General features: G+C 51.4%; 20 protein-coding genes and 1 pseudogene. 10 read left to right on the plus strand and 11 right to left on the minus strand.

What is annotated here, in order from left to right; all coding sequences use genetic code 11:
* Nucleotides 1–2: 2 nt before the first annotated feature.
* The 3 genes from LIW51_RS35260 to LIW51_RS35270 form a co-directional block, all read right to left on the minus strand.
* Nucleotides 3–476: a DUF7970 domain-containing protein gene (locus tag LIW51_RS35260; RefSeq protein ID WP_227380200.1), complete on the minus strand. Its 474-nt coding sequence runs from the start codon at nucleotides 474–476 to the stop codon at nucleotides 3–5.
* The gene (locus tag LIW51_RS35265; RefSeq protein ID WP_227380201.1) at nucleotides 469–1,341 is read right to left on the minus strand and encodes a ParA family protein; all 873 of its coding nucleotides are present in this window, start codon (nucleotides 1,339–1,341) and stop codon (nucleotides 469–471) included. Before LIW51_RS35265 ends, LIW51_RS35260 begins: the two co-directional genes overlap by 8 nt.
* 726 nt (nucleotides 1,342–2,067) lie before the next feature.
* A complete protein-coding gene (locus LIW51_RS35270) occupies nucleotides 2,068–3,393 on the minus strand; it encodes an orc1/cdc6 family replication initiation protein (RefSeq protein WP_227380202.1) in 1,326 nt (441 codons plus the stop codon).
* Between the two features lie 1,317 nt (nucleotides 3,394–4,710).
* Between LIW51_RS35270 and LIW51_RS35275 the strand changes: the two genes are divergently transcribed.
* Entirely contained in the window at nucleotides 4,711–4,938 is a 228-nt protein-coding gene (locus LIW51_RS35275; RefSeq protein ID WP_227380203.1) for a hypothetical protein, read from the plus strand.
* Here the strand turns inward: LIW51_RS35275 and LIW51_RS35280 are convergent.
* Complete coding sequence (locus LIW51_RS35280) at nucleotides 4,935–5,222, minus strand: hypothetical protein (RefSeq protein ID WP_227380204.1); 288 nt, start codon at nucleotides 5,220–5,222, stop codon at nucleotides 4,935–4,937. The two genes, LIW51_RS35275 and LIW51_RS35280, sit on opposite strands and share 4 nt — an antisense overlap.
* A gap of 116 nt (nucleotides 5,223–5,338) precedes the next feature.
* The gene (locus tag LIW51_RS35285; RefSeq protein ID WP_227380205.1) at nucleotides 5,339–5,605 is read right to left on the minus strand and encodes a HalOD1 output domain-containing protein; all 267 of its coding nucleotides are present in this window, start codon (nucleotides 5,603–5,605) and stop codon (nucleotides 5,339–5,341) included.
* A 369-nt stretch (nucleotides 5,606–5,974) separates the two neighbouring features.
* On the opposite strand from LIW51_RS35285, the gene LIW51_RS35290 reads away from it, so the two are divergent.
* A complete protein-coding gene (locus LIW51_RS35290; RefSeq protein ID WP_227380206.1) occupies nucleotides 5,975–6,286 on the plus strand; it encodes a hypothetical protein in 312 nt (103 codons plus the stop codon).
* 270 nt (nucleotides 6,287–6,556) lie between these two features.
* Complete coding sequence (locus LIW51_RS35295; RefSeq protein ID WP_227380207.1) at nucleotides 6,557–6,901, plus strand: DUF7853 family protein; 345 nt, start codon at nucleotides 6,557–6,559, stop codon at nucleotides 6,899–6,901.
* Between the two features lie 1,388 nt (nucleotides 6,902–8,289).
* On the opposite strand, the pseudogene LIW51_RS40285 reads toward LIW51_RS35295, so the two are convergent.
* The 4 genes and pseudogenes from LIW51_RS40285 to LIW51_RS35310 all read right to left on the minus strand — a co-directional run.
* A pseudogene (locus LIW51_RS40285) lies at nucleotides 8,290–8,373 on the minus strand (hypothetical protein); the annotation flags it as partial.
* Between the two features lie 344 nt (nucleotides 8,374–8,717).
* Nucleotides 8,718–9,071, minus strand: coding sequence for a 4a-hydroxytetrahydrobiopterin dehydratase (locus LIW51_RS35300; protein WP_227380208.1), 354 nt, complete (start codon nucleotides 9,069–9,071; stop codon nucleotides 8,718–8,720).
* A 236-nt stretch (nucleotides 9,072–9,307) separates the two neighbouring features.
* Nucleotides 9,308–9,550, minus strand: coding sequence for a hypothetical protein (locus tag LIW51_RS35305; RefSeq protein WP_227380209.1), 243 nt, complete (start codon nucleotides 9,548–9,550; stop codon nucleotides 9,308–9,310).
* A gap of 1,847 nt (nucleotides 9,551–11,397) precedes the next feature.
* On the minus strand, nucleotides 11,398–12,255 hold the full coding sequence (locus LIW51_RS35310; protein WP_227380210.1) for a hypothetical protein: 858 nt from the start codon (nucleotides 12,253–12,255) through the stop codon (nucleotides 11,398–11,400).
* Nucleotides 12,256–12,778: 523 nt separating this feature from the next.
* On the opposite strand from LIW51_RS35310, the gene LIW51_RS35315 reads away from it, so the two are divergent.
* The 6 genes from LIW51_RS35315 (at nucleotide 12,779) to LIW51_RS35340 (ending at nucleotide 16,617) form a co-directional block, all read left to right on the plus strand.
* Nucleotides 12,779–13,075 (plus strand): winged helix-turn-helix domain-containing protein, encoded by a 297-nt coding sequence (locus tag LIW51_RS35315; RefSeq protein WP_497007423.1) that lies wholly within the window; start codon nucleotides 12,779–12,781, stop codon nucleotides 13,073–13,075.
* A 202-nt stretch (nucleotides 13,076–13,277) separates the two neighbouring features.
* Nucleotides 13,278–14,474 (plus strand): class I SAM-dependent methyltransferase, encoded by a 1,197-nt coding sequence (locus tag LIW51_RS35320; protein WP_227380212.1) that lies wholly within the window; start codon nucleotides 13,278–13,280, stop codon nucleotides 14,472–14,474.
* A 169-nt stretch (nucleotides 14,475–14,643) separates the two neighbouring features.
* A complete protein-coding gene (locus tag LIW51_RS35325) occupies nucleotides 14,644–14,835 on the plus strand; it encodes a hypothetical protein (RefSeq protein WP_227380213.1) in 192 nt (63 codons plus the stop codon).
* A gap of 370 nt (nucleotides 14,836–15,205) precedes the next feature.
* Nucleotides 15,206–15,880, plus strand: a complete 675-nt coding sequence (locus LIW51_RS35330) for a P-loop NTPase family protein (RefSeq protein WP_227380214.1) — start codon at nucleotides 15,206–15,208, stop codon at nucleotides 15,878–15,880.
* The gene (locus LIW51_RS35335) at nucleotides 15,867–16,139 is read left to right on the plus strand and encodes a DUF8156 family protein (RefSeq protein ID WP_227380215.1); all 273 of its coding nucleotides are present in this window, start codon (nucleotides 15,867–15,869) and stop codon (nucleotides 16,137–16,139) included. Before LIW51_RS35330 ends, LIW51_RS35335 begins: the two co-directional genes overlap by 14 nt.
* Nucleotides 16,140–16,143: 4 nt before the next feature.
* Nucleotides 16,144–16,617 carry a hypothetical protein gene (locus LIW51_RS35340; protein ID WP_227380216.1) on the plus strand — a complete coding sequence of 158 codons (474 nt, stop codon included), beginning with the start codon at nucleotides 16,144–16,146 and terminating at the stop codon, nucleotides 16,615–16,617.
* Here the strand turns inward: LIW51_RS35340 and ilvC are convergent.
* Nucleotides 16,585–17,610, minus strand: a complete 1,026-nt coding sequence (ilvC, locus tag LIW51_RS35345) for a ketol-acid reductoisomerase (RefSeq protein ID WP_227380217.1) — start codon at nucleotides 17,608–17,610, stop codon at nucleotides 16,585–16,587. The genes LIW51_RS35340 and ilvC overlap by 33 nt on opposite strands.
* Before the next feature lie 288 nt (nucleotides 17,611–17,898).
* Between ilvC and LIW51_RS35350 the strand changes: the two genes are divergently transcribed.
* Nucleotides 17,899–18,345, plus strand: a complete 447-nt coding sequence (locus LIW51_RS35350) for a hypothetical protein (protein ID WP_227380218.1) — start codon at nucleotides 17,899–17,901, stop codon at nucleotides 18,343–18,345.
* Nucleotides 18,346–18,573: 228 nt separating this feature from the next.
* Here the strand turns inward: LIW51_RS35350 and LIW51_RS35355 are convergent, their stop codons facing one another.
* Complete coding sequence (locus LIW51_RS35355; RefSeq protein ID WP_227380219.1) at nucleotides 18,574–18,774, minus strand: hypothetical protein; 201 nt, start codon at nucleotides 18,772–18,774, stop codon at nucleotides 18,574–18,576.
* Nucleotides 18,775–18,869: the final 95 nt, after the last annotated feature.

An 18,869-nucleotide genomic window follows, 5' to 3' on the forward strand; every position in this document is an offset into this window, starting at 1 on the left:
GATTAGTCAGTCTTGGCTTGACCGCTCAACATCCCGATGACCTCTTGAACCCGTTCCTCATCCGCTTTGATACCTCGCTCGCCAAGGATCTGAAGAGCGACCTCGTCACCGTGATTCGCAACAACCTGTAGGCACGCATCTTGAAACTCCCGTCCTTCGAACTCGGAGACATCGAACATCGAGCAGGCGGCCATCACTGACGACCGCATTCGAGTAACGCCATCCCACGTCTCATCACGAACGTAGAACCCATGCATATCGGTCTCATCAAAGGAAAAAGCCGGTTCATCCTTGGCCGAGTTACCCGGTTTCTGCGTTGATTCAGACTCATCGTCCACTTCCTGTTTACTCTCCTCGGCAAGCGATTGGATATTTTCTTCTGGAGTCACATCTTCATCGTCAGCCGCTCCTTCCCCTGCCTCCGTTTGTTTGAGCTGTTCAGCAACGTCACCGAATCGGTTGTCTTCATTAGGCATGGGTGTGATCCTCCACGAGATCCGCCAAGTGGTCGAACTTCGGGATCTGATCGCAGTCCTCGTCGAATGCCGCGACCGGCATTCCTTGCTTGAAGGCCCGAGAAATAGCCGTCCGTTCGCGGATTCCAGGCTTCGGGATGTCGTCGACGCTACGCGCCGGGTCATCGAGTGCATCGAAGAGTTCCGGATCGATCCGTGCAAACTCGGGGACGAACGACCCAAATTCCCGATTGAGGTTCTCGACGAGTGTGCGATGCTCATTGCGCTGCCCCATTGTTTCTCGGATCATGTTTGGAGTGACGGCGAGGATGTCCAAGCCGATGTTCTCCCGAATCGGGGAGATCTGACGGCCGATCATCTTGTTGAGTCCATTGATCGAACCAGCCCGCGGAATGAGCGGGACAATCACACTTTGGACAGCGATGAGCGCGTTGTCAGAAAGCTTGCCTCGGCCGCCCGCGGCATCGATGATAACATAATCATACCCGTTCTCAATGAGCGGTTCGACGACATTCCGTCGGAGTTTCACGTCCGCGAACCGTTCGTCCTTCAATCTCGTCTCCACGTTCTCCAGTTCGTTACTCGACGGAAGGAGATTCACTCCGAATTCCGTCTCAATCAGCAACTCGCGGGGATCTTCACCGTCAATAAGTGCATTGCCGAGGTTTGCTTCCCGGTCGTACGCATCGTCGTAGCCTAGCTGGGTCGTCATATGCCCATCCTTATCGAGATCGATCAGAACCGTCTCATGACCTCGGGCCGCGAGGCGATCAGCGATATTGAGCGCGATCGTTGACTTGCCCACACCCCCCTTCAGGAGCGAGACCGCTACGCCAGGGAGCCCTTCGAACTCTCCGGTACTCATCGGTCAGCACTCCTACAATAGGAGGATTTTGTACATTTTGTGGGCAATTCATATTGTGTTGGTTTTGAACATAATGCAAGATTCACGGATAATGTACGTTTTGTCGCGCTCATACGTGCCCAATGAAACTCATCTACCTTAATTCTGCGTCAGACGGAGTTGGCATATCATATCGATTACGTACAAAATCTAGGTTTTGTACATAATGCAAACAACAAATCCAAGCCGTAACTTCACCGCAATTCACGCAATCTGCATAATGTGGATTATTGATATTGCCCAGATAGCGTGAATTTCGAAGGATATTCATAAAACCAGTCAATCTGTAGAGCTTGTACTTAACGTCCATAACTAACTCAACCTACAGTCTCGACGCAATCCACACAGGGTACATAATGTAGATTTTGTATGCTATTCAGGTTGTGTGGGTATTACAAATAATTCACAAAATCTATTCGGTTGCGACTGCTCTCAAATGAGCCTTCAGAAGTCGATTAGCGGTTTCACTGCTTCCTTCGGAACATCGGTAACTTGGAATCCAGGAGGGTCGCCCCTATCGATTTGTTGTGTAAAAGGCTACCAAGATGGGTAGATACACCTCTATCGATTTGTTGTGTAAAAGACCACCAAGTCGTATAAACACACCCCTATCGACTTGTTCTTGTCAGCGAGGGAGCTTGCTTATCGACAATACCCACACCTCTATCGATTTGCTCGAGGAACAAGTTACCGCTTGAGCTGTGCGTTCACGACTGCACGGAGCTCGTCATCATGGACGTCGTCCAGGCGCGAATCTTCCCGGAGTGTTTCGATGATGGTCTCCGGGTTTTCACCAAACGTGAACTCGAGGTAGCTGCCCGAGTGTGGCCCTTGGCTCTTCCGCTCTGTCTCGACCAACGAATACGTCGTGAGTTCCTTCATCTTATTCACGTACGTCTCTTGGTGATACTGATCCGAACCGAGGGTGCCTGTAAGGTACTGATACACTTGGTATCCGATCGGGCTTTTCGCTGCACCAGTTCCGGTTTCACGTGCCACAGCCGCAGTCGCGAAGAGACAGAGCTTCTTCTGCGTGCTAATCCCACGAGTTACCTCTAATACGCGGTTTTGCTCAACCTTATCTTGAGCTTCTCGAACGTGCTCTTCCCGGACTTTGTCCGCGCCTGTTTTTTCTGCAATCGACCCCGCTGTTCGCATCAGATCGATCGCCTTCCGTGCGTCCCCATTGGTTTGTGCGGCGAATGCTGCTGCGAGCGGGATGACGTCATCATTGAGTGCATCCTCGTGAAAGGCATCTTCACGGGCCTGAAGGATTTCCCGGAGCTGGTTGGCGTCGTAGTCGCTGAAGTGGACATCTTCAGGGGTAAACGAACTGAGAGCACGACTACCGACACTCTCCATCATCTTCGTATCGTTAGTAATGGCGGTCACGGAGACCTGAGCGCTGATTTCATCGGTGCTTCCAGCACGAGAGAGCTGATAGAGAAGGCGGGAGAAGGCTGGCTCATCCTTATCGCGACGACCGACGAGCATATCGAGTTCATCGAGGATGAACACGACCGTATCGTAGTGTTCGTTAATGAGACGATAGAGTTCGCGCCATTTTTTCTTGTTTGGAATGCCATGTTCTGGAACGTCGACAGTCGTTCCGATGTCGTTCGCCGCCTTTCGGGCAAGCTCATAGACGGCTGCACCGAGGGTCCCCACGTTCTGGCAGTTCATCTGGATGACGCCGAACCGGATATCACGACTTTCGCAGAGTTCGACGATGTTCTGACAGACGGCGTTAATGATGAGAGATTTCCCGGTCCCAGACGGTCCATAGAGGAAGAGATTCGGTGGCCGCTCGTTACTAATTGCGACGCGAAGATGCTGAGTAATATCGGTAAGCTGGGTATCACGGCCGACAATCCGTTCCTCATCGACGATTTCGTTCGGTTCGAGGAGAGAACGGTTCTTGATGAGACTCGCAGCTTCCTCCTGCTCAAGGATGAGATCTTTGATAGAACCCGTAGATTTGGGGGTTCCCTCAGGACCAGGATCCGTGGGCATACCGGACTCAACTCTATCACGATACTAAAAGATTCCCCCTGTCGATTTCTTTTCTACCGGTATGACGTTCAGAAGCAGGATATCAGAGGGTTACATTGCTGTCTTCCTTGACCTCCGACGATTTGTTAGGAGTCTTCGTCTGGATCGATTCACGAGGAGTCCAGCACACCCTCTCACCCCTATCGATTTGTTCTAGCCACAAAGGAAGGGAGGGTGATCGAATCCTCGAACGGACCGTTATTGCATCTACGCCACGATTAGCGCAGAACTAAGAATCATCTTCTCTATTCTCTTCTCTTCTTTCTAGTACTAGTCTATAGCTAGCTAGAAGAACGCACCTCTATCGATTTGTTCTAACTGCGTCCTATCAGACCATTTCCCAACAAACAATGACTTAAAACAGGGTCAGTGGAACCGCAAGACGGCGAACACGGACGTGCTACTATTTGTTACGTCCTCTGTTTCCCAGATTTTACTCCTATGCACCCCCCTATCGATTTGTTCTATATGCCTGCAGTCTACCGAATACGGTTGTGTTGGAGTTGATAAACACCGAGATAATCGAAGGCCGATTTTTGGTGAGCTTTCCTCTCGTGGATTCCCTGTGATCGACTCCCTCCCCACACCCTTTCTCGCCAGAACAAATCGATAGGGGTGTGGGTGTGGTCTTTGAGCTACCGTCACGATATATCCGTCCATTACGTCTGGAGAGTTGTTATTCTCAATTTCGGCATGTTCTCTTTATTGATTCTATAGTATCTGTCCATGGATTCCTCCCCAATGAACAAATCGATAGAGGTGACTCTCCGTACGCAGGGGTTTCGGTGAACAAGTCGATAGGGGTGCGTCTCTCCTGCTGCTCAAACGGAGTCGGATACCTTGACAGATGTAGCATCTCGAGATTTAGATGAGTTGGTCGATCTGCTCGGCATTGAGGAGGAGTAGTAGCTTCCTAGTGTGAATTGCCGGTTCCTATTTACTCTCTAAAGTCTTTTATATGTTTGGTCGGTCGCTCTTGGCTAGTATAATATACTAACCTCCGGTACTCGGTACGTGATAAACGAACATCCACACCTAGCGAAGGCGTTCATCTCGCGAGCCAGCGTTTCACTTCCGCTCTGGTTGGCTGACCTCTTTATCCATCGCCTTCGAAGAGGGAACTGCAGTCGTCGTAACCCAGTGCATGGCGTGGATCCTGTGCCCTTACCCATCCGCCCACGCCGTGTGCTCCCCTTGTATCATCACGACCAGCACAGAGACAAGCGTGCGTTTTGTCCCGAGGATTTACGTCATTAGTGCTCATCTTTGATTATATCTATGATTTCGAATCGGCGATCGCCACTCACTCCACTTGCGCAAGAAGCGCTCGATGCTCTTGCGAGCGCAGCTCCAAACGATGGGGAACTCACCTATGAGCACGCTTACGATGTCTTGGCACAGAAAGAAGACCTGAATCAGCCCGCTGCCGAGGATATCATCGAACGACTCTACATGCGCGGCCATCTCTACGAAGTCGAGGGAAAGCTCCGGCTTACGGATTATTAATCGCTAGCTCTTAGCGCATCGAGTCTCGCTCTGATAGCGTCGAGTTGTTCATCGAGATCCTCAATGAACGGGCCCGTCCGATCGGTTGTCACTGCACCTTGGTTTGTCGGATCGATCAGATTCTCTTCCTCAAGGAGCCGAAGGGAATAACGGACTTCATGGCGAGCATAGCCTGATTCGTCCGACATTTTGACAATCCCGATGGGTTCATTAGTAACAACCATCTCAAGAATGTCTAGGTGCCGACCAATCATCTCCACTTCGTTTTCTATGCTGTCGATCATTGTACTTGCGATCAAGGATCAGAGCGAGTTAACCTTTCTCGCCTTCGCAAGACGCTTCTTTATATAAGAGTTCAACTGAAAAACCCATCACGATATGATAAATCGCGGCTGTCTCGCTATCGTTGTGCTTCCACTGGTTCATGGATAAGAATAGTATTGGTACTCCGGACGATGACGAGATACTCCTCGATTGTAAATCGAACCTCGACGTCACTCTGCTTCTCCGAACTTGCCGTGATGATATCCTCGAGTGCGTCTGGGTTGACATGCTCGTACAAACGAAGCGAGGTCTGGCCACCGACCTGTGTAGTGACGTCAACGACAGCCTCAACAACAGTCAGCGTTGGCGAGCTGTCTAGCGCAATTGAATACGAGGCCGTCAACGCGTACTGTTGTGGACGCGACCCAGAGCGCTCTGTGTCGGTCCCAGATCAGCTGGTCGTTTCGCTGGCCATTGGGTCACTCTGCATAGTTCCTAGTATGTTTCGATCAAGTTGAGTAACAGCTGCTTACGACGGAATTTACTCGATAGCACAAAAAATGTCCATCCCGTACTGAACATCAGAGTATTCATCTCCTAGCGCATTTTCCTCGAAGCCAAGAGTTGTGAATACAAGAGCTCTTAAAGATATTTGTCTGTGAGTACGGTTCTTGTCTCAGTGAGTTAACACTGAGAATCTGGTTTGTGACTCCCATCTATCGCTAATTTTTTATTCTATTCACTGTATGTCAGACTACGAAGGGTGCGTTCAATGACCGAATTTAAAGCTCCCTCCAAGAAGATAAGCCGAGTCGATTTCGAAACCGTTGTGGAAAACGCTAAGCGTGACGCGACCGAACTCTTTAATAACCGAAATCCAACTGAGTTCACATCAATTGACGAGGCGAAAGATGTCTTTGTCTCCTATGCCCTTGATATGTATGCGATTCAGGCAGTTAGTATCGACGAGATTCGTGCAGAACCTTCTCGTCCACGTCAAGCCATCACACATCGGGCAACACAGGTTTTTGATACCTATTATGCCAATAGTACCTGGGATTCTCCCCCCAAGGAACGCTCGTAGTGACGATCTCGTTCATCGTAATTGACGGGATTCTTCTATTGGTTATTGAGAAGAAATCAATGTATCATCATAAATTCCGTGATCAATATGATCAGATCTGGTGGTGACTCCTAAGTATTGGTTTCGTTGAGCAATCTTTCTGACGTTCTGGTGGATTGAAGCGAGAGTCGAAGTCACATCTCTCTATTGTTCAATTGAAGTTCTGTGTTAGCATTGCACAAAGATTTATAAGCGGGTACCACCTACGCATAGCTCCACGACAGACCTGCTATGTCCGCCGATTCACGGTCATCCCGATCAATCACACTGGCACTTCCACCAGACGAACACTGGACACTCCACCACGTGCTCCTCCATCGAATTGACCAAGAAACGACTGCAGACGACACGACCGTCGTTGATCCGCCATCACTTGAAGTCTTCCAAGCATTTGAGGCACTTGATGCTGGCAGCACGCAGTTCTCCATTACCCAACTTGAGGCAATCCAGGCGGTTCTCGCAGAGTATTATCACTCGACCATCTGGTGGGAGGGCGAACAAGCACAGCTCGAACAACTCCTCCAGCACGTTGCGACACTAGTTGAAGCGAATCAACTCCTATACCCACAGTACTGAGCGATTAGCACTGCACCGATCCGTCTCCTTCTAACTGGACAGTATTTTGGTTCAGGCAACGATCGACGAAGACATCCATTTAATAGGGGTCGAATAAAGGGGCCAATTCTTATTACGTTGGGTGCGAAAGGTCGAGTATCATGTCACTCTCCGCCACGGTACGGCGGTGGTTAGCTGACGATGAGAACGTCATTTACGAGTGTAGGCATTGCGGCACGACACTCATGTCTACCGAGCAGCAGTGTCCTACCTGTGGGTCGACTGAAATCGCGAAATTCGATGTCTCGTAATCCCGTTTCAATGTAGTTGGGTGCCAGCTTGACGTCCAATACAGATTGATGTGGATACGTGGCGGTCGTGATCGCGATGATGGCAATAAAAACGGCATCAGTGCAACGTATCTAACACCAGCTATTGGGAACGCCAGAGTAGTGGCTACTCCCGTATAGACAGTGTGTGTTTGCTGTTCGCTGATGAGCGTTTGCTGATCGTCAGCGATCTCCGCGAACAGTTTCAATTGGCCCCCTCGGATGACTGCGCTACTTTAGGATGGTCGGGACATCGAATTAACTCACCGCTTGCCGAACAAGTCGGAAGCATATTCGCGATGATTCACTTCTGGGCCGAAGTCCTCGGTGAAGTTTCAATGCTCCTCTCCGTGATTTCGAACTGATCATCATCGCCGAAGGCCATCTGTTAATACATTACTATTGCTGATCGATTGATCATCTGAATTGAGCCTCCACCTGCTTCAGAGGTGCGAAACAAACGTCATGATCAGCGATCCAGGTGATCAATGGCTCAAAGGGATCATTTGACGACTGTGTCATCTTGACGCTCCGAGTTGAATGCCTTCTTTGGCGCTCGTAATACTGCTGTCTTATGATCGTATCTCCCCTTCCAAGGTTATCTCACCCCCTCGATGCGCCAGGGTCATCGACAAAATATTAGATCTTCCTAGCCCAGTGGCGAAGTTCGATTTGATTAAGCATTTGTCGCACTGTTGCGAGGGCCGCTAGCCCTGAATTGTCAGTCTCAAGGTCTGCATAGACAATCGACGAGAACAATTTCCTATCCGGTATCTTGCGCTGGCGGAGATGCACTTACTGGTCGTGTGTTAGCTTATCAAGCTGTTCTTGTATTATCGCAAGTCGATCGCTTCGCTCAGCAAAAAGGTACTCGCCTCGTTCGATCGCAGCTAATTCATCACCGAGTTCGGCAAGTGCACCGTGAAGATCACAAAGTTGTTATCGTTCTGCTGCGAGTATCGAAAGTGTTTGCTGGCGGGTTTCGATAGCCGCTTTGTTTGCACTCTGGAGTTTGTTCCATAAGAGTTGTGACCACGTCGCTGACCCACCTGTTAGTCCGGCTGCCACACCGGCTCCGAATTAATTTGTAATACTCTCGAGGGCGGTCTCCTCGCCGTACTCATCCTTCCAATGCTCGACTTCCAGAACTGTCTCACGATAGGCGGTTTGAACGGCCCCTTAGAGCGTGTACAAGGGTGGCGATTGAGAATGAATTGTGTTTTGAGTGATCTCCCGTCAGTTTGATATGGATGAGGCGGAATCTCGTCGAGTCTGTCGAGAAAGTCCTTGAATGCGTCAATTTCAGCCTGGAAGTGGGATTTTTCGTCGGTAAGGCGTCTCTGTGCATCTAGGAGCGACATGCGCTCAACTAGCTGGTTCCTGCACTGCGACATTGTTATTAAATTACATACTATTGGGCGGGAGCTACTATACTTTATTAACCATGATAATAACGGGTTATACACGGTGATGCACTATCGTTGCCAACACTTCCTATCGAGTAGTGTTTACGTGGATGTGTAGTCGTTGTAAATACGATCCATTCGCGCCGCCATCACGAAATCGGTTTTGTGCAGCCCGTCAATTTTGTGCGTCCACATCTCGATCTGTACTTCACCCCACTCTAGATGGATATCTGGATGGTGCCACTCTTCTTCGGCAAGCTCGCCAACCTCGTATGTGAATTCAAGTGCGTCACGGAAATCCTCGAATTCGTATATACCTTTGAGATGATGCTCGTCCACCACCTCCCATACATCCTTGTTGAGTTCAGTGAGGTACTCTGCATACTCTGATTCGGTGAGCGGTTCATCGTCCGAGGTACATGCTTCACATGCCTGATCAGCCAGTGCTGGCGTCATATGTTGGGATATGATCGCCGTATGTTTTGTAGTTTTGCTGTGTGAGTGGTTTCACCAGAACTAATAGTAACCGTCATATTCAGTGAGTATTCCAATAGGGATCCTATAACATTTCATTAGATCCGAATGCACGGTACTAATATATTATAATTTTCACCGACTCATATCTATCTATATCTGGAGAGCGCTCTCTCGTCTATTCGTTTGACAGTGAGCGCGGATTCGATTCTGGTCAATCAGTGTTCCAGATCGGTAATGCGAAGCTCATCTTCGACCTCGTAGAGCCAGCCATAGTTGAGGAGATGCTCGATTGCATATTGCACGTTGGCTGGCTCGTCAGGAAATTCTTCATGCGCAAGCAATAGTTTGTGCGCTCGTTCGTGGGAGAATCCCTCGTGGCGATTGGCAGTTTGAGAGACCAGGATCTCGTAGGCATCTTCGATCCAGCCAGGCAGTGATCGCGATTCATTCGGCCACATCTGCGTTCACACTCGCTTTACCAGTGGACGGTAGTTTGTACCAAGTTTACTTAAAGAGCCGGTGGCTGTCTGACGTCTGGCTGTCAGTCGACGGTAAGGCACGCTCACTGCTCATGTGGACGTCGACGGGTCAAGAGTGAGATATCGTAAACGCACAACTAGATCGTATTCAAGCCATCGAACAAACGACCAACGACCACTAGCTTGCTCATTCAGATTCGTGGTTGATACTCTCGGTCACGGCTCCGATCACTCGATTCACTTAGCACCTTTGTATCCTTCGAGGCAATGGCGTCTCGATTATCTTTATTGAACACTGCCAAAATTACTTTGTTACCACACATCATGCTATTGAGTGTCAGGCATTCGTGACCGTTATGCATGAGCATGCCCGACGAACGTGGGCAGCGCGATTACGACTTGACCACCGCTGACCCCACGTTTCAGGACGACAACGAGCGTAGATTGTACATTGCGGTGGCACTTTTTTCCACGTTGCTTCAATCCATAGCTTATAGTTGCTTAGTTAATCATTCAGGGTAGGGGACACCCATGAGAGACCATTCGTGTGCCCGTGTCCCCTTCTCACTGACGACAGTGAACCCAACCACTGAGTAACTACCAGACCTCTTTGTGGCAGGTGAGAGCATAGTGAGGTCACCCGACGGATGTGGACTTTGTGATACCGTACACCTACCTCTCTCACTCTCCGTTTCATGCAGTGTCATGCTTGTTGTAGTGGCACATCTATTGACGAGTGATCGTGCAACTACTCATCCTCACCACACTTGTAACACACTCCATCGTCTAGGTAGATCGAGAGCATCTTCGTCCCACGGTCAAAGCATTCTGCAAAACAGTGAGTCGGTCTCCTCAGTTCCCATATTACTGTGTCTTAAAACTGAGATGGAATAGAGCTATATCATAACCATCCCCCAAACAACTAAGTGAATGACTAGCACACAACTAGTGTCGGGTGAGTCATAGTGAGTTCATTGGTTAAACCCACTGTCTTCCACTCGACGGACGTGGATTAAACGGTACCTAGCACCTACCCTCTGTCCTCCACGTTCCTAGCAGTAGCATGTTCGTTGTAACGGTGCATCTATCTCCAAAGAGGAGCGTGGATGTAGGATCATTTGCTCGCCTATGCTGTCTTGGCACAGAAAGAAGATCTGAATCAGCCTGCTGCCGAGGATATCATCGAACGGCTCTACATGCGGAGCCACGTATATGAAGTCGAGGGAAAGCTCCGGCTGACCGACTATTGATTGGTTGACTAACGATAACTCTTGTGGCATGCGTATTCGACTTTTCAGCCAGTGAACTCGCTTGATGATCCTAGCCACTCGACGCACTCGACAGGGTGGTGTCTCACCTAGTCTGCTGATGCTGTTCGCACGTTTGTCCCGGACGTTGCTCATATCTAAGTTCACGCCGTCAAACGTGCCGATAACGGCTTCCAGAACATGATGAACCTCCGTATCCAGAACTTGTTTCATCGAAGAACACGATGATGAACAATTTGTTCAAACAAATACGCGCGACCACAACATACTCCGACCGGAGCACGGTTCTCAGCGAAACTGCCCCAGCCAAGATTACACTGTCGTAATTAGCGCCCGAAAGTGGATCGTAATCACGCCAAACCTGTTCTTCCTCATTTTTCCACCTCGCAGGCGCGGTGGGAAAAGTGAGAGTAATTACACCCCACAGTAGCCGACCGTTCGTTCCGCATCAAAGGAGGGCGCAAATTGCGCCCCCCTTGTCATCTGTGGCGGAGTACTCCGGAACCGCTTCGGGGCAAGATTACGCTATGCGTTCTGGGGATAATTACGACAGTGTAATTATCGCGCTCCATCACCTCCCTGTTCGAGCGCAGCCCGTGACTGTTCGGCAGCGAACTCACGGAACTCTTCCGCGTCAGCGACCAAGCGGGCAGCCTGTTCGCCCTGCTCGCCGGGTTCGAAGCGAACGAGGTTGTCTTTGTCGTCCCATTCGCCTGACGCACTCACGCTACCGTCTTGCCGTGTGTGACGCGCCAGCATTTTCATCGACCGCTGCACCGTGTTCGTGTTCGGATCGTGAATCCCTGCGCGGTGTTCCAACCGACGACGGCACGCCGACGAATCAAGCTCGAGTTTCCCGCCTTTCGTTTTCTGCGCCGATTCGATGAACTCGCGCCACAGGAACGTCATGCGATGCTTGTTCCCGGATAGGGGAGATTCAGCGTCCTCCCGTTCGGCAGCTAATCTTGCGGCCGTTTTCCGCTGGATTTCGAGGTCGTGGATCTGGCCTGAGTTAATTAGGTCGCTCACGTCCACTCGGTCGTGTTCGATGTCTTGGAGCCGTTGTTCGTGATTCTCGAAAACGCGCTTCGTCACGTTGTCTACCCGTGGTTCGAGCGCGTCCGTGGAGTACGTCCATTGTTGTCGGATATGAGCAATCGCGGCGTCGGCCACGGCCTCGGCGCGGTCGGCACGATCTCGTGCGTCGGCCAGTTCCTTCTCGGTGTTCTCACGCTCTTGCACCAGCGTCTCTATGCGCTGCTGGAGCGCTTCGATTTGCTCGTCTTTCTGATCTAGTCGCTCCTCGAACGATACGAGTCGGTCTTCGACTTCTTGGTGTGTTTTCTCCGTCTCGCACTGCTGACTGTTTGCATTCCGATGCTGTTGGGTCGTTCCGTGTGATGCTGAATTGCTCATTGAACGCGTCGTGGGACGCGCTGACTCGTCTCAGAGCCACTCTGCCGGACATAATCGGGATTGCCGTCGCTCGTGAAACCCAAACAATTATGCCAACTGAGCAAGAAATAACTGTCAATGGGTCGTCGGCGGGTGTGACGGGTGTTGGGTCACCCAATAACCTCCGACGGGGCTGTTATTTCTTGGCGCTGAACTTTGCCTAGTGTAGCTCCATCTCTATCGATCTTATCAGGTCGATGACGGCGGTGCGCGCATGATCCTGTCGGGTCACGTGCGAACTATTCCTCACTTCATCGCTACCTTTCCGAAGCATACCTGCTTAGCTTCGGCTCTTTCCTTCATTGGAGGCTTCGATTTTGATCATCAGCTCTTACTCCCATCTATTTGGGCCTCTGTAATAAATCATTTGGGTATGCACACCACCAAATGAGTAGATACTCATCGCGATCGAAGATGGCTGGGTGTGACTTTGCATGGGTTTTTAGCCTATGCTATGCGAACGTAGAGTACTTACCACTCCCCTATGAGAGCGCGAATAGCCTGGCTCCGAATGAGCGATCTTGATATTCTTGAATTTCTAGACGGTCATTCGCTTGCAGACTATGAAGCCCCGCCAACAGCCATCGCTGTCAATATGGATCTTGCTGAAGGCACCGTCTGGAACCGGGTGCGAGTATTGCGGGCTGCTGGTCTCATCGAGCGAACGGATGAGACACGTGGCTATTACAAGATTACAAGCCTGGGACAACGCTACTTGGCAGGCGAGCTGACTGATGACGAGCGCCAGCAGTTGGAGGAGTTCGACCCCTCAGAAATCTAATTCGGTACGCATTTTGTACAAGGATTTGAATTAAGAATCATCGATGCCCACTGAATCTACTGTGTATCGTGTGCTCCTCGCGATGCCCCCTGAGATTACAGCAGAGCGGCAAGTCGCAAAAGATGTCTTGCTAAATTGGAACGCGTCGATCGGCCGCCAGCAAAACATCTACTTGGGACCGGTTGATGCCAATCACGTGGATGTGAGCCGGTCCGATCTTGCGGACGAGGTTGACATTGTGTTAGGAGCGTTTTGGACCACGGTTGACGCTGGAACGACCGGTGGGGCGAGTCTTGCTGACGCTGTGCGACGGCTTACGATTGAGAAAGACCTGCCGGCGATGATTGGGTTCTCTGAACGCGATATTCCGCCGAATCGGCTGGACCCGGAGCAATACGAGCGCCTGCAGGAATTTCGGGACGACTGCCGGGTGACGGGGTATTTCACGTATGTAGATCAAGAAGAGTATGAAGAGCAACTCACAAACGCGCTGGCGCGGACGATGGATCAATTGCTCTCATCGTCGGACTCTGTCTCGCATACTGCTGAAGAGCATGAGGGGCCGAGCGAGTACGATCCCGAAGTCGATCACAACCGCCTGCAATTGTCGGCCGCGATGCATCGAGAGCAAGACACTCGGAATATCACCCGGATTGTGGAGCACTTCCAAGAGAGTGGTATCGAACAGCCCTACTCCGTCCTCGACGCTGGGTGTGGATATGGGACGGTCACTCAGTCTCGATTTGGTGATGACGACCGGTTCGAGGTTGTTGCGATTGATGATGCCGAGGAAGTCCTGAAAGTCGCCAAAGATCGATATCCCGCTCCGAACATTGAGTACCGATGGTTGGACGTGAACAACCTCGACAAGGCTAATCTTGGGACATTTGACATAGTGTTTGCCAGTTACCTCTTCCATCACGTAGCCAACCAAGAGTCAATACTCTCTCTTCTCTGGGAGCAGGTTCGAGATAACGGGGTGATGGCAATCCGGAGCTGTGATGATGGTCAACACCTGCATTATCCCCCGAATGAAGATATGGACTGGATCGTTGAGACGACGGACGCTATCCCCGGAAGCAGTGACCGAACCCACGGTCGACGACTCCCGACCCATCTGAAACGACTTTCGCCTCCCCCGACCGACGTGTGGCTGGATTTGCAAAACTATCATACCGTAGGGCAGGACAGTGCCGAGCGCCGTGACTACTGGTCGGTCTTTCACTCAAACAGGTTACACTACGCGAAGGTTCGTGCGGAACGAGAGGACGCAATCCAGGAGGACAAACGGCTGTACGAAGCGATGGCCGATCGGATGGACCGGCTCGAAGAAAAGATTGTGGGCAATGAGCATGTGTTCGACGTCAAGAGCGTCCCCTTCGCAGTCGCGGTAAAATAACGCCTCTGATAAAGGTGTAGACCTCTCTTGACGGCGACCTCGCCACACTTGATCCAAAATACGAGAATCATGCCTACGATCTCTCTGACCCCAGATGGCATGTGAAATACCCCGGGAAGTACAGTTGTGGTGACTGCGGTGGATCGCTGCGGGTCGAGGAGGCCAACGAATGCCGGACGAACGCTGCCCGAAATACAACGAGCGAGTGATCGCAACAGAGATTCACGGCCCTTCAGTGATCATGATTCGGCCATGCGGCCATGACATCGGCCACATGGTGGAGTTGATCGACGCTCCGGACCTCGACCCGCTGTTGCCCGATGAGTGGTACACACAATTCCTTGCCGACTCTGACGACTAACACCCCACTGACGTTTCGGCCCTCTCCATTCTCTCATTCATTCGTTTCCGAATGGAATTGGTGCTGATACTAGTTAGTATAATATACTAACCTTGGCGTATTCACTTTTACTCTCTTAGTGGGTTGTTGCTGGAGCACTGCGTCCTACCCCACGTGTTGCGGTGCAATGTCGAGAATCTGGGTTTCGGAAATCCGAATCGGAAACGAACAAAGTGCGCTGCGTGCGACCCATGATAACCATAGAATCCGACCGATGATTCGCAACTAGCACGGTTATGACGCGCACTGATTGCCGTCGCTTATTCCTGTATCGGAATACCTGGAAACGACTCTGTCTTATCTATGAATGGGTCCGTCGAAACGTTGATCCATGATGCGCCACGACCACCCAGAACTCCCGACTCTCGACAGTGGTCTCACAGTGCTCGAAACGGATGAGCGAGCGACCGGCGCGTTACAGTCGCTCGTACTCGATAAACTGCTCCTTGACGGTGGTTCAGCCGTCTGGGTGGATGCCCACGGTCACGGGACGACCCAACCACTATCGCGAATTGCACCATCCATGCGCATCCTCGATCGCATCCGAATTGCACGTGCATTCACCGCGTGGCAACATCAGAGTCTCTGCCAGGATCTCGTGCGTGAACTCACGGACGACACTGCCGTTATCGTCCTTCCGGCGTTTGACTGGTTCTATCGCTCGGAGGTGCTGTCGCGTGGCGACGGTGAGCGGATGCTCGCGGCGGCTGTCGATCTCATCGGCAAAATTGTAGATACCTTCGATGTCTCAGTGCTCGTGACTCAGCACACTGATGATGCGCTGACGGATCCGATCCAAGAGCGAGCGGACGATGTCATTCACTGTGAGCAGACGGCGTACGGGCCACGCTTTTCGGGTGATGAGTACGAGACGCTGGTGTACCCACTCGACAATGGAATGGTGCAAACGACGCTTGCCTTCTGGCAGCAGGTGCTGACAACCCGCCACCCAGCGGTTGCTGATGCCGATTCCCCAATAGAGGTGAGTGTCCATGGGTCGTACTAACCTGACGTATCGCGACGCACTGCGCGTCATGGAATCACGATGGGATGACTACCGTCGTGCACTTCGACACACCGATCAGGAGGTGTTTGATCGGCTCTTCGAATATGCCCGAGCACACGCTGATGCTAGCGGGCTGCAGAACCACCAGTTCGTCGAGGTTCCGGCGCTCGTCTCGATGCTCCTCGAACAACAAAAGCAGATCGACGATCTCGAAGATCGACTCGATCACGTCGAGGACGATTTGAACGATCGAGGATGAGGCGATGGTGTACAAAATCGACTACGTCGACGGCGACGTGCTCCGATGGTCGGTAACTGAGACGGGGGTGAATTGCGAAGTTGATGAATCGTATACACCGACAATCTACGTGTCCGCCCATGGTGACGGCGAGTTTTCGACAGCACGTGCTGCACTCCGTGATCATCCCGCTGTTGTTTGGGTTGCTGTGGTTGATGAACGCGTGAGCTTCCGGCACGATCTCGAACAAGTCCTTCAGGTGGATGTGCTTGACCTCAAGGCGGTGAATTCAGTGGCACGAATGGTGAGAATCTCGATCAGGTGCTTGACGCCGAAAGTCGTCGAGCGTACTTCTTCTATCCTTCGCTCAATTTCCAGGATACCGAGGGATCATCCGCTCGAGCGTTCGCTTTTCTGTAACCGTATTCCCTTCCGGTCTGGAGCTCATCAGTTCCGTAGTTGGTTTTCAATCTTCGTCTTTCGTTCTTTCTTCGCGTAGACCAAATACATCGAGTGTTTGCTGTTCGGCCTCTACCATCTCCGTCTTCTCGTACTTCTTTCGGAGGTGGTCGAGTGTTGGATAACCTGCCTGTTGCTCTCTGGTCCACTCGGTCGCGAATGTGCCTTTCTCAATTCGGTGCATGCATTCACGCATGTACTCTTGGATGGGTTGACGGTCGAACGCATCGATTCCCCGCAGTTGGCCGTACTGACTGGTTTGGGAGTGAAGTGAGAGTTGCTCGATGATCCCCTGGGTGGCTGCTTTTTGGAAAATGTAGGCCATTTCACGGGAGAGTGATTGTTCGAGCATGATGACCTCCGGTGGAACTCCCGCTTCGAGTTCGATCTCGTATTTACTCATCATGGCACTCACGAAGATTGGAAAAAGTGCCTGCTCAGTCATGAGATCGGTCTTTGTCTCTACTTCGAAGCTGCTTTCAACGACACCCGATCGCGTCGCACCGATACCCTTTGCAATCGCAAGTCCAACTTCTTTTGCATCGCCGGACGAATTTTGGTGAACCCCTAGTAATGCTGGTGCCCCGCGGTCTTCGATGTATAGTTCTCGGACCATCGTCCCGATCATTCGCGGTGCGACCAGTACCACATCGAGGCCGTCATCCGGATCGATGAATCCATAGGTGACATTGTAACCAGACGCAAAAATCACTACATTGCCATCGTCAAGATCGGGTTCGACAGCGTTTTCGTACACGTCCGGTGCGACTTCATCTGGAATCAGCATGAACACGATATCCGCTTTCGATGACGCCTTTGGGACTCGATAGACGGGAAATCCGTCTTCTTGAGCACGGCTCCACGAGGCGTCTTCTCGATTCCCTACAATTATGCTTTCGACACCGCTATCGCGAAGATTCAGTGCCTGTGCACGTCCTTGATTCCCGTATCCAATTATCGCAATTGTTCTGTCTTCAAGGTCCGATAGAGTCCCATCATCATCATAGTAGACGGTGGTATCGTTCTGTGTCATGATATGACTTAACAAACTATGCGGGCATCGAAATAAGTTCTCCCGCCGCACGTTCAGCTGCACCGTCTCACAACTCAATAGTCAGTGCCCATCACCAGTCTCGTCTGAGTAGACTATCTCGGACTTTTGTCTTTCACTCGGAGGGAGTCGACGACAGAGGTGATCCCTGGTTTCTGACCGCAAATGCGGTGGCTAGTACCTGCTCTCCCCTTCCCGCTGGTTTGTAGCCGATAGGTGCCGATACAACTACCGTACTCACGAGTAGCCGTCCGGCGTCTGTCCCGAACTGTGTCAATTCGGGACGACCACGACCGCCGTTGTGTTGGAGTTCGTGTTACAGAGGCAGTTTGTGAGGAATTGCGGTCGTGGATCGATCGACTTGAGCGTGGGGCGGTCAATCCGAATGAGTTGGTGATCACGAATCGTGTCTCGAAGCAGCGGGAGGATTACACGCAGTCGACGCGGAGTGTGGCGGCACTGGAGCGGGCAGCTGATTTGGGGTTAGCGCGTGCGCCTGGCCAGAGTGTGTTGTATGTTGTGGTCGACGATGCAAAACAGTCGCGTGAGCGGGTGCTGTTGGCGAGTGAGGAGTTAGACGGGTATGATGTCGGGTTCTATCGGGAGTTGTTGGTTCGTGCAGCAGCGAGTGTTTTATCGCCGTTGGGGTGGCGTGAGTCGGATATTGAGGAGGAGTTAGGACGGTATACCGAGTCGAGTTTGGCGTCGTTCGGTTGAGAAACACTGAGCAACGGCCTTGTTGAAACCCCTAATCGGTGATGGGTTTCAGTAATGCTGCTGAATATAGAGCGCGTATCTCCCATACCATATTCACTGGCTGTTGCGTTCGTGGTGCCCAGTCACCAAGCGAAGACACAACGATGATATCGACGGGGAACTCGTTGATGTTTCTGCGGGTGATCTCGTTCCCGTCAGTCCAGCCGCGAACGGCCAGCACCCACTCTATCACTGCTTCCACTTAGCGCGAACGGTATCACGAGCGTTGTAGGTGTGGGGATTGGCCAACATGTATCGACCCATCAGCCCGATACTGAGGGGGAGAACCGAACTGCCGAGGGTTATGAGTAACCCGGGGAGATACGCTCTAATCGGAGCCGACGGCCAAAAGAAGGCCACCGCGAGAAGCCGCACCCCAAGCAGTCCCATGAGGGCACCAAATGCCAATGAGCCATAGCAGAACACAGCGAATAATTTTGAGCGAACAGCCATATTCCAGTATTTACACTGTGAAGCATACCCTT

Source organism: Haladaptatus halobius, assembly GCF_020618475.1.
In the GTDB taxonomy this organism is placed as follows: Archaea; Halobacteriota; Halobacteria; order Halobacteriales; family Haladaptataceae; genus Haladaptatus; species Haladaptatus halobius.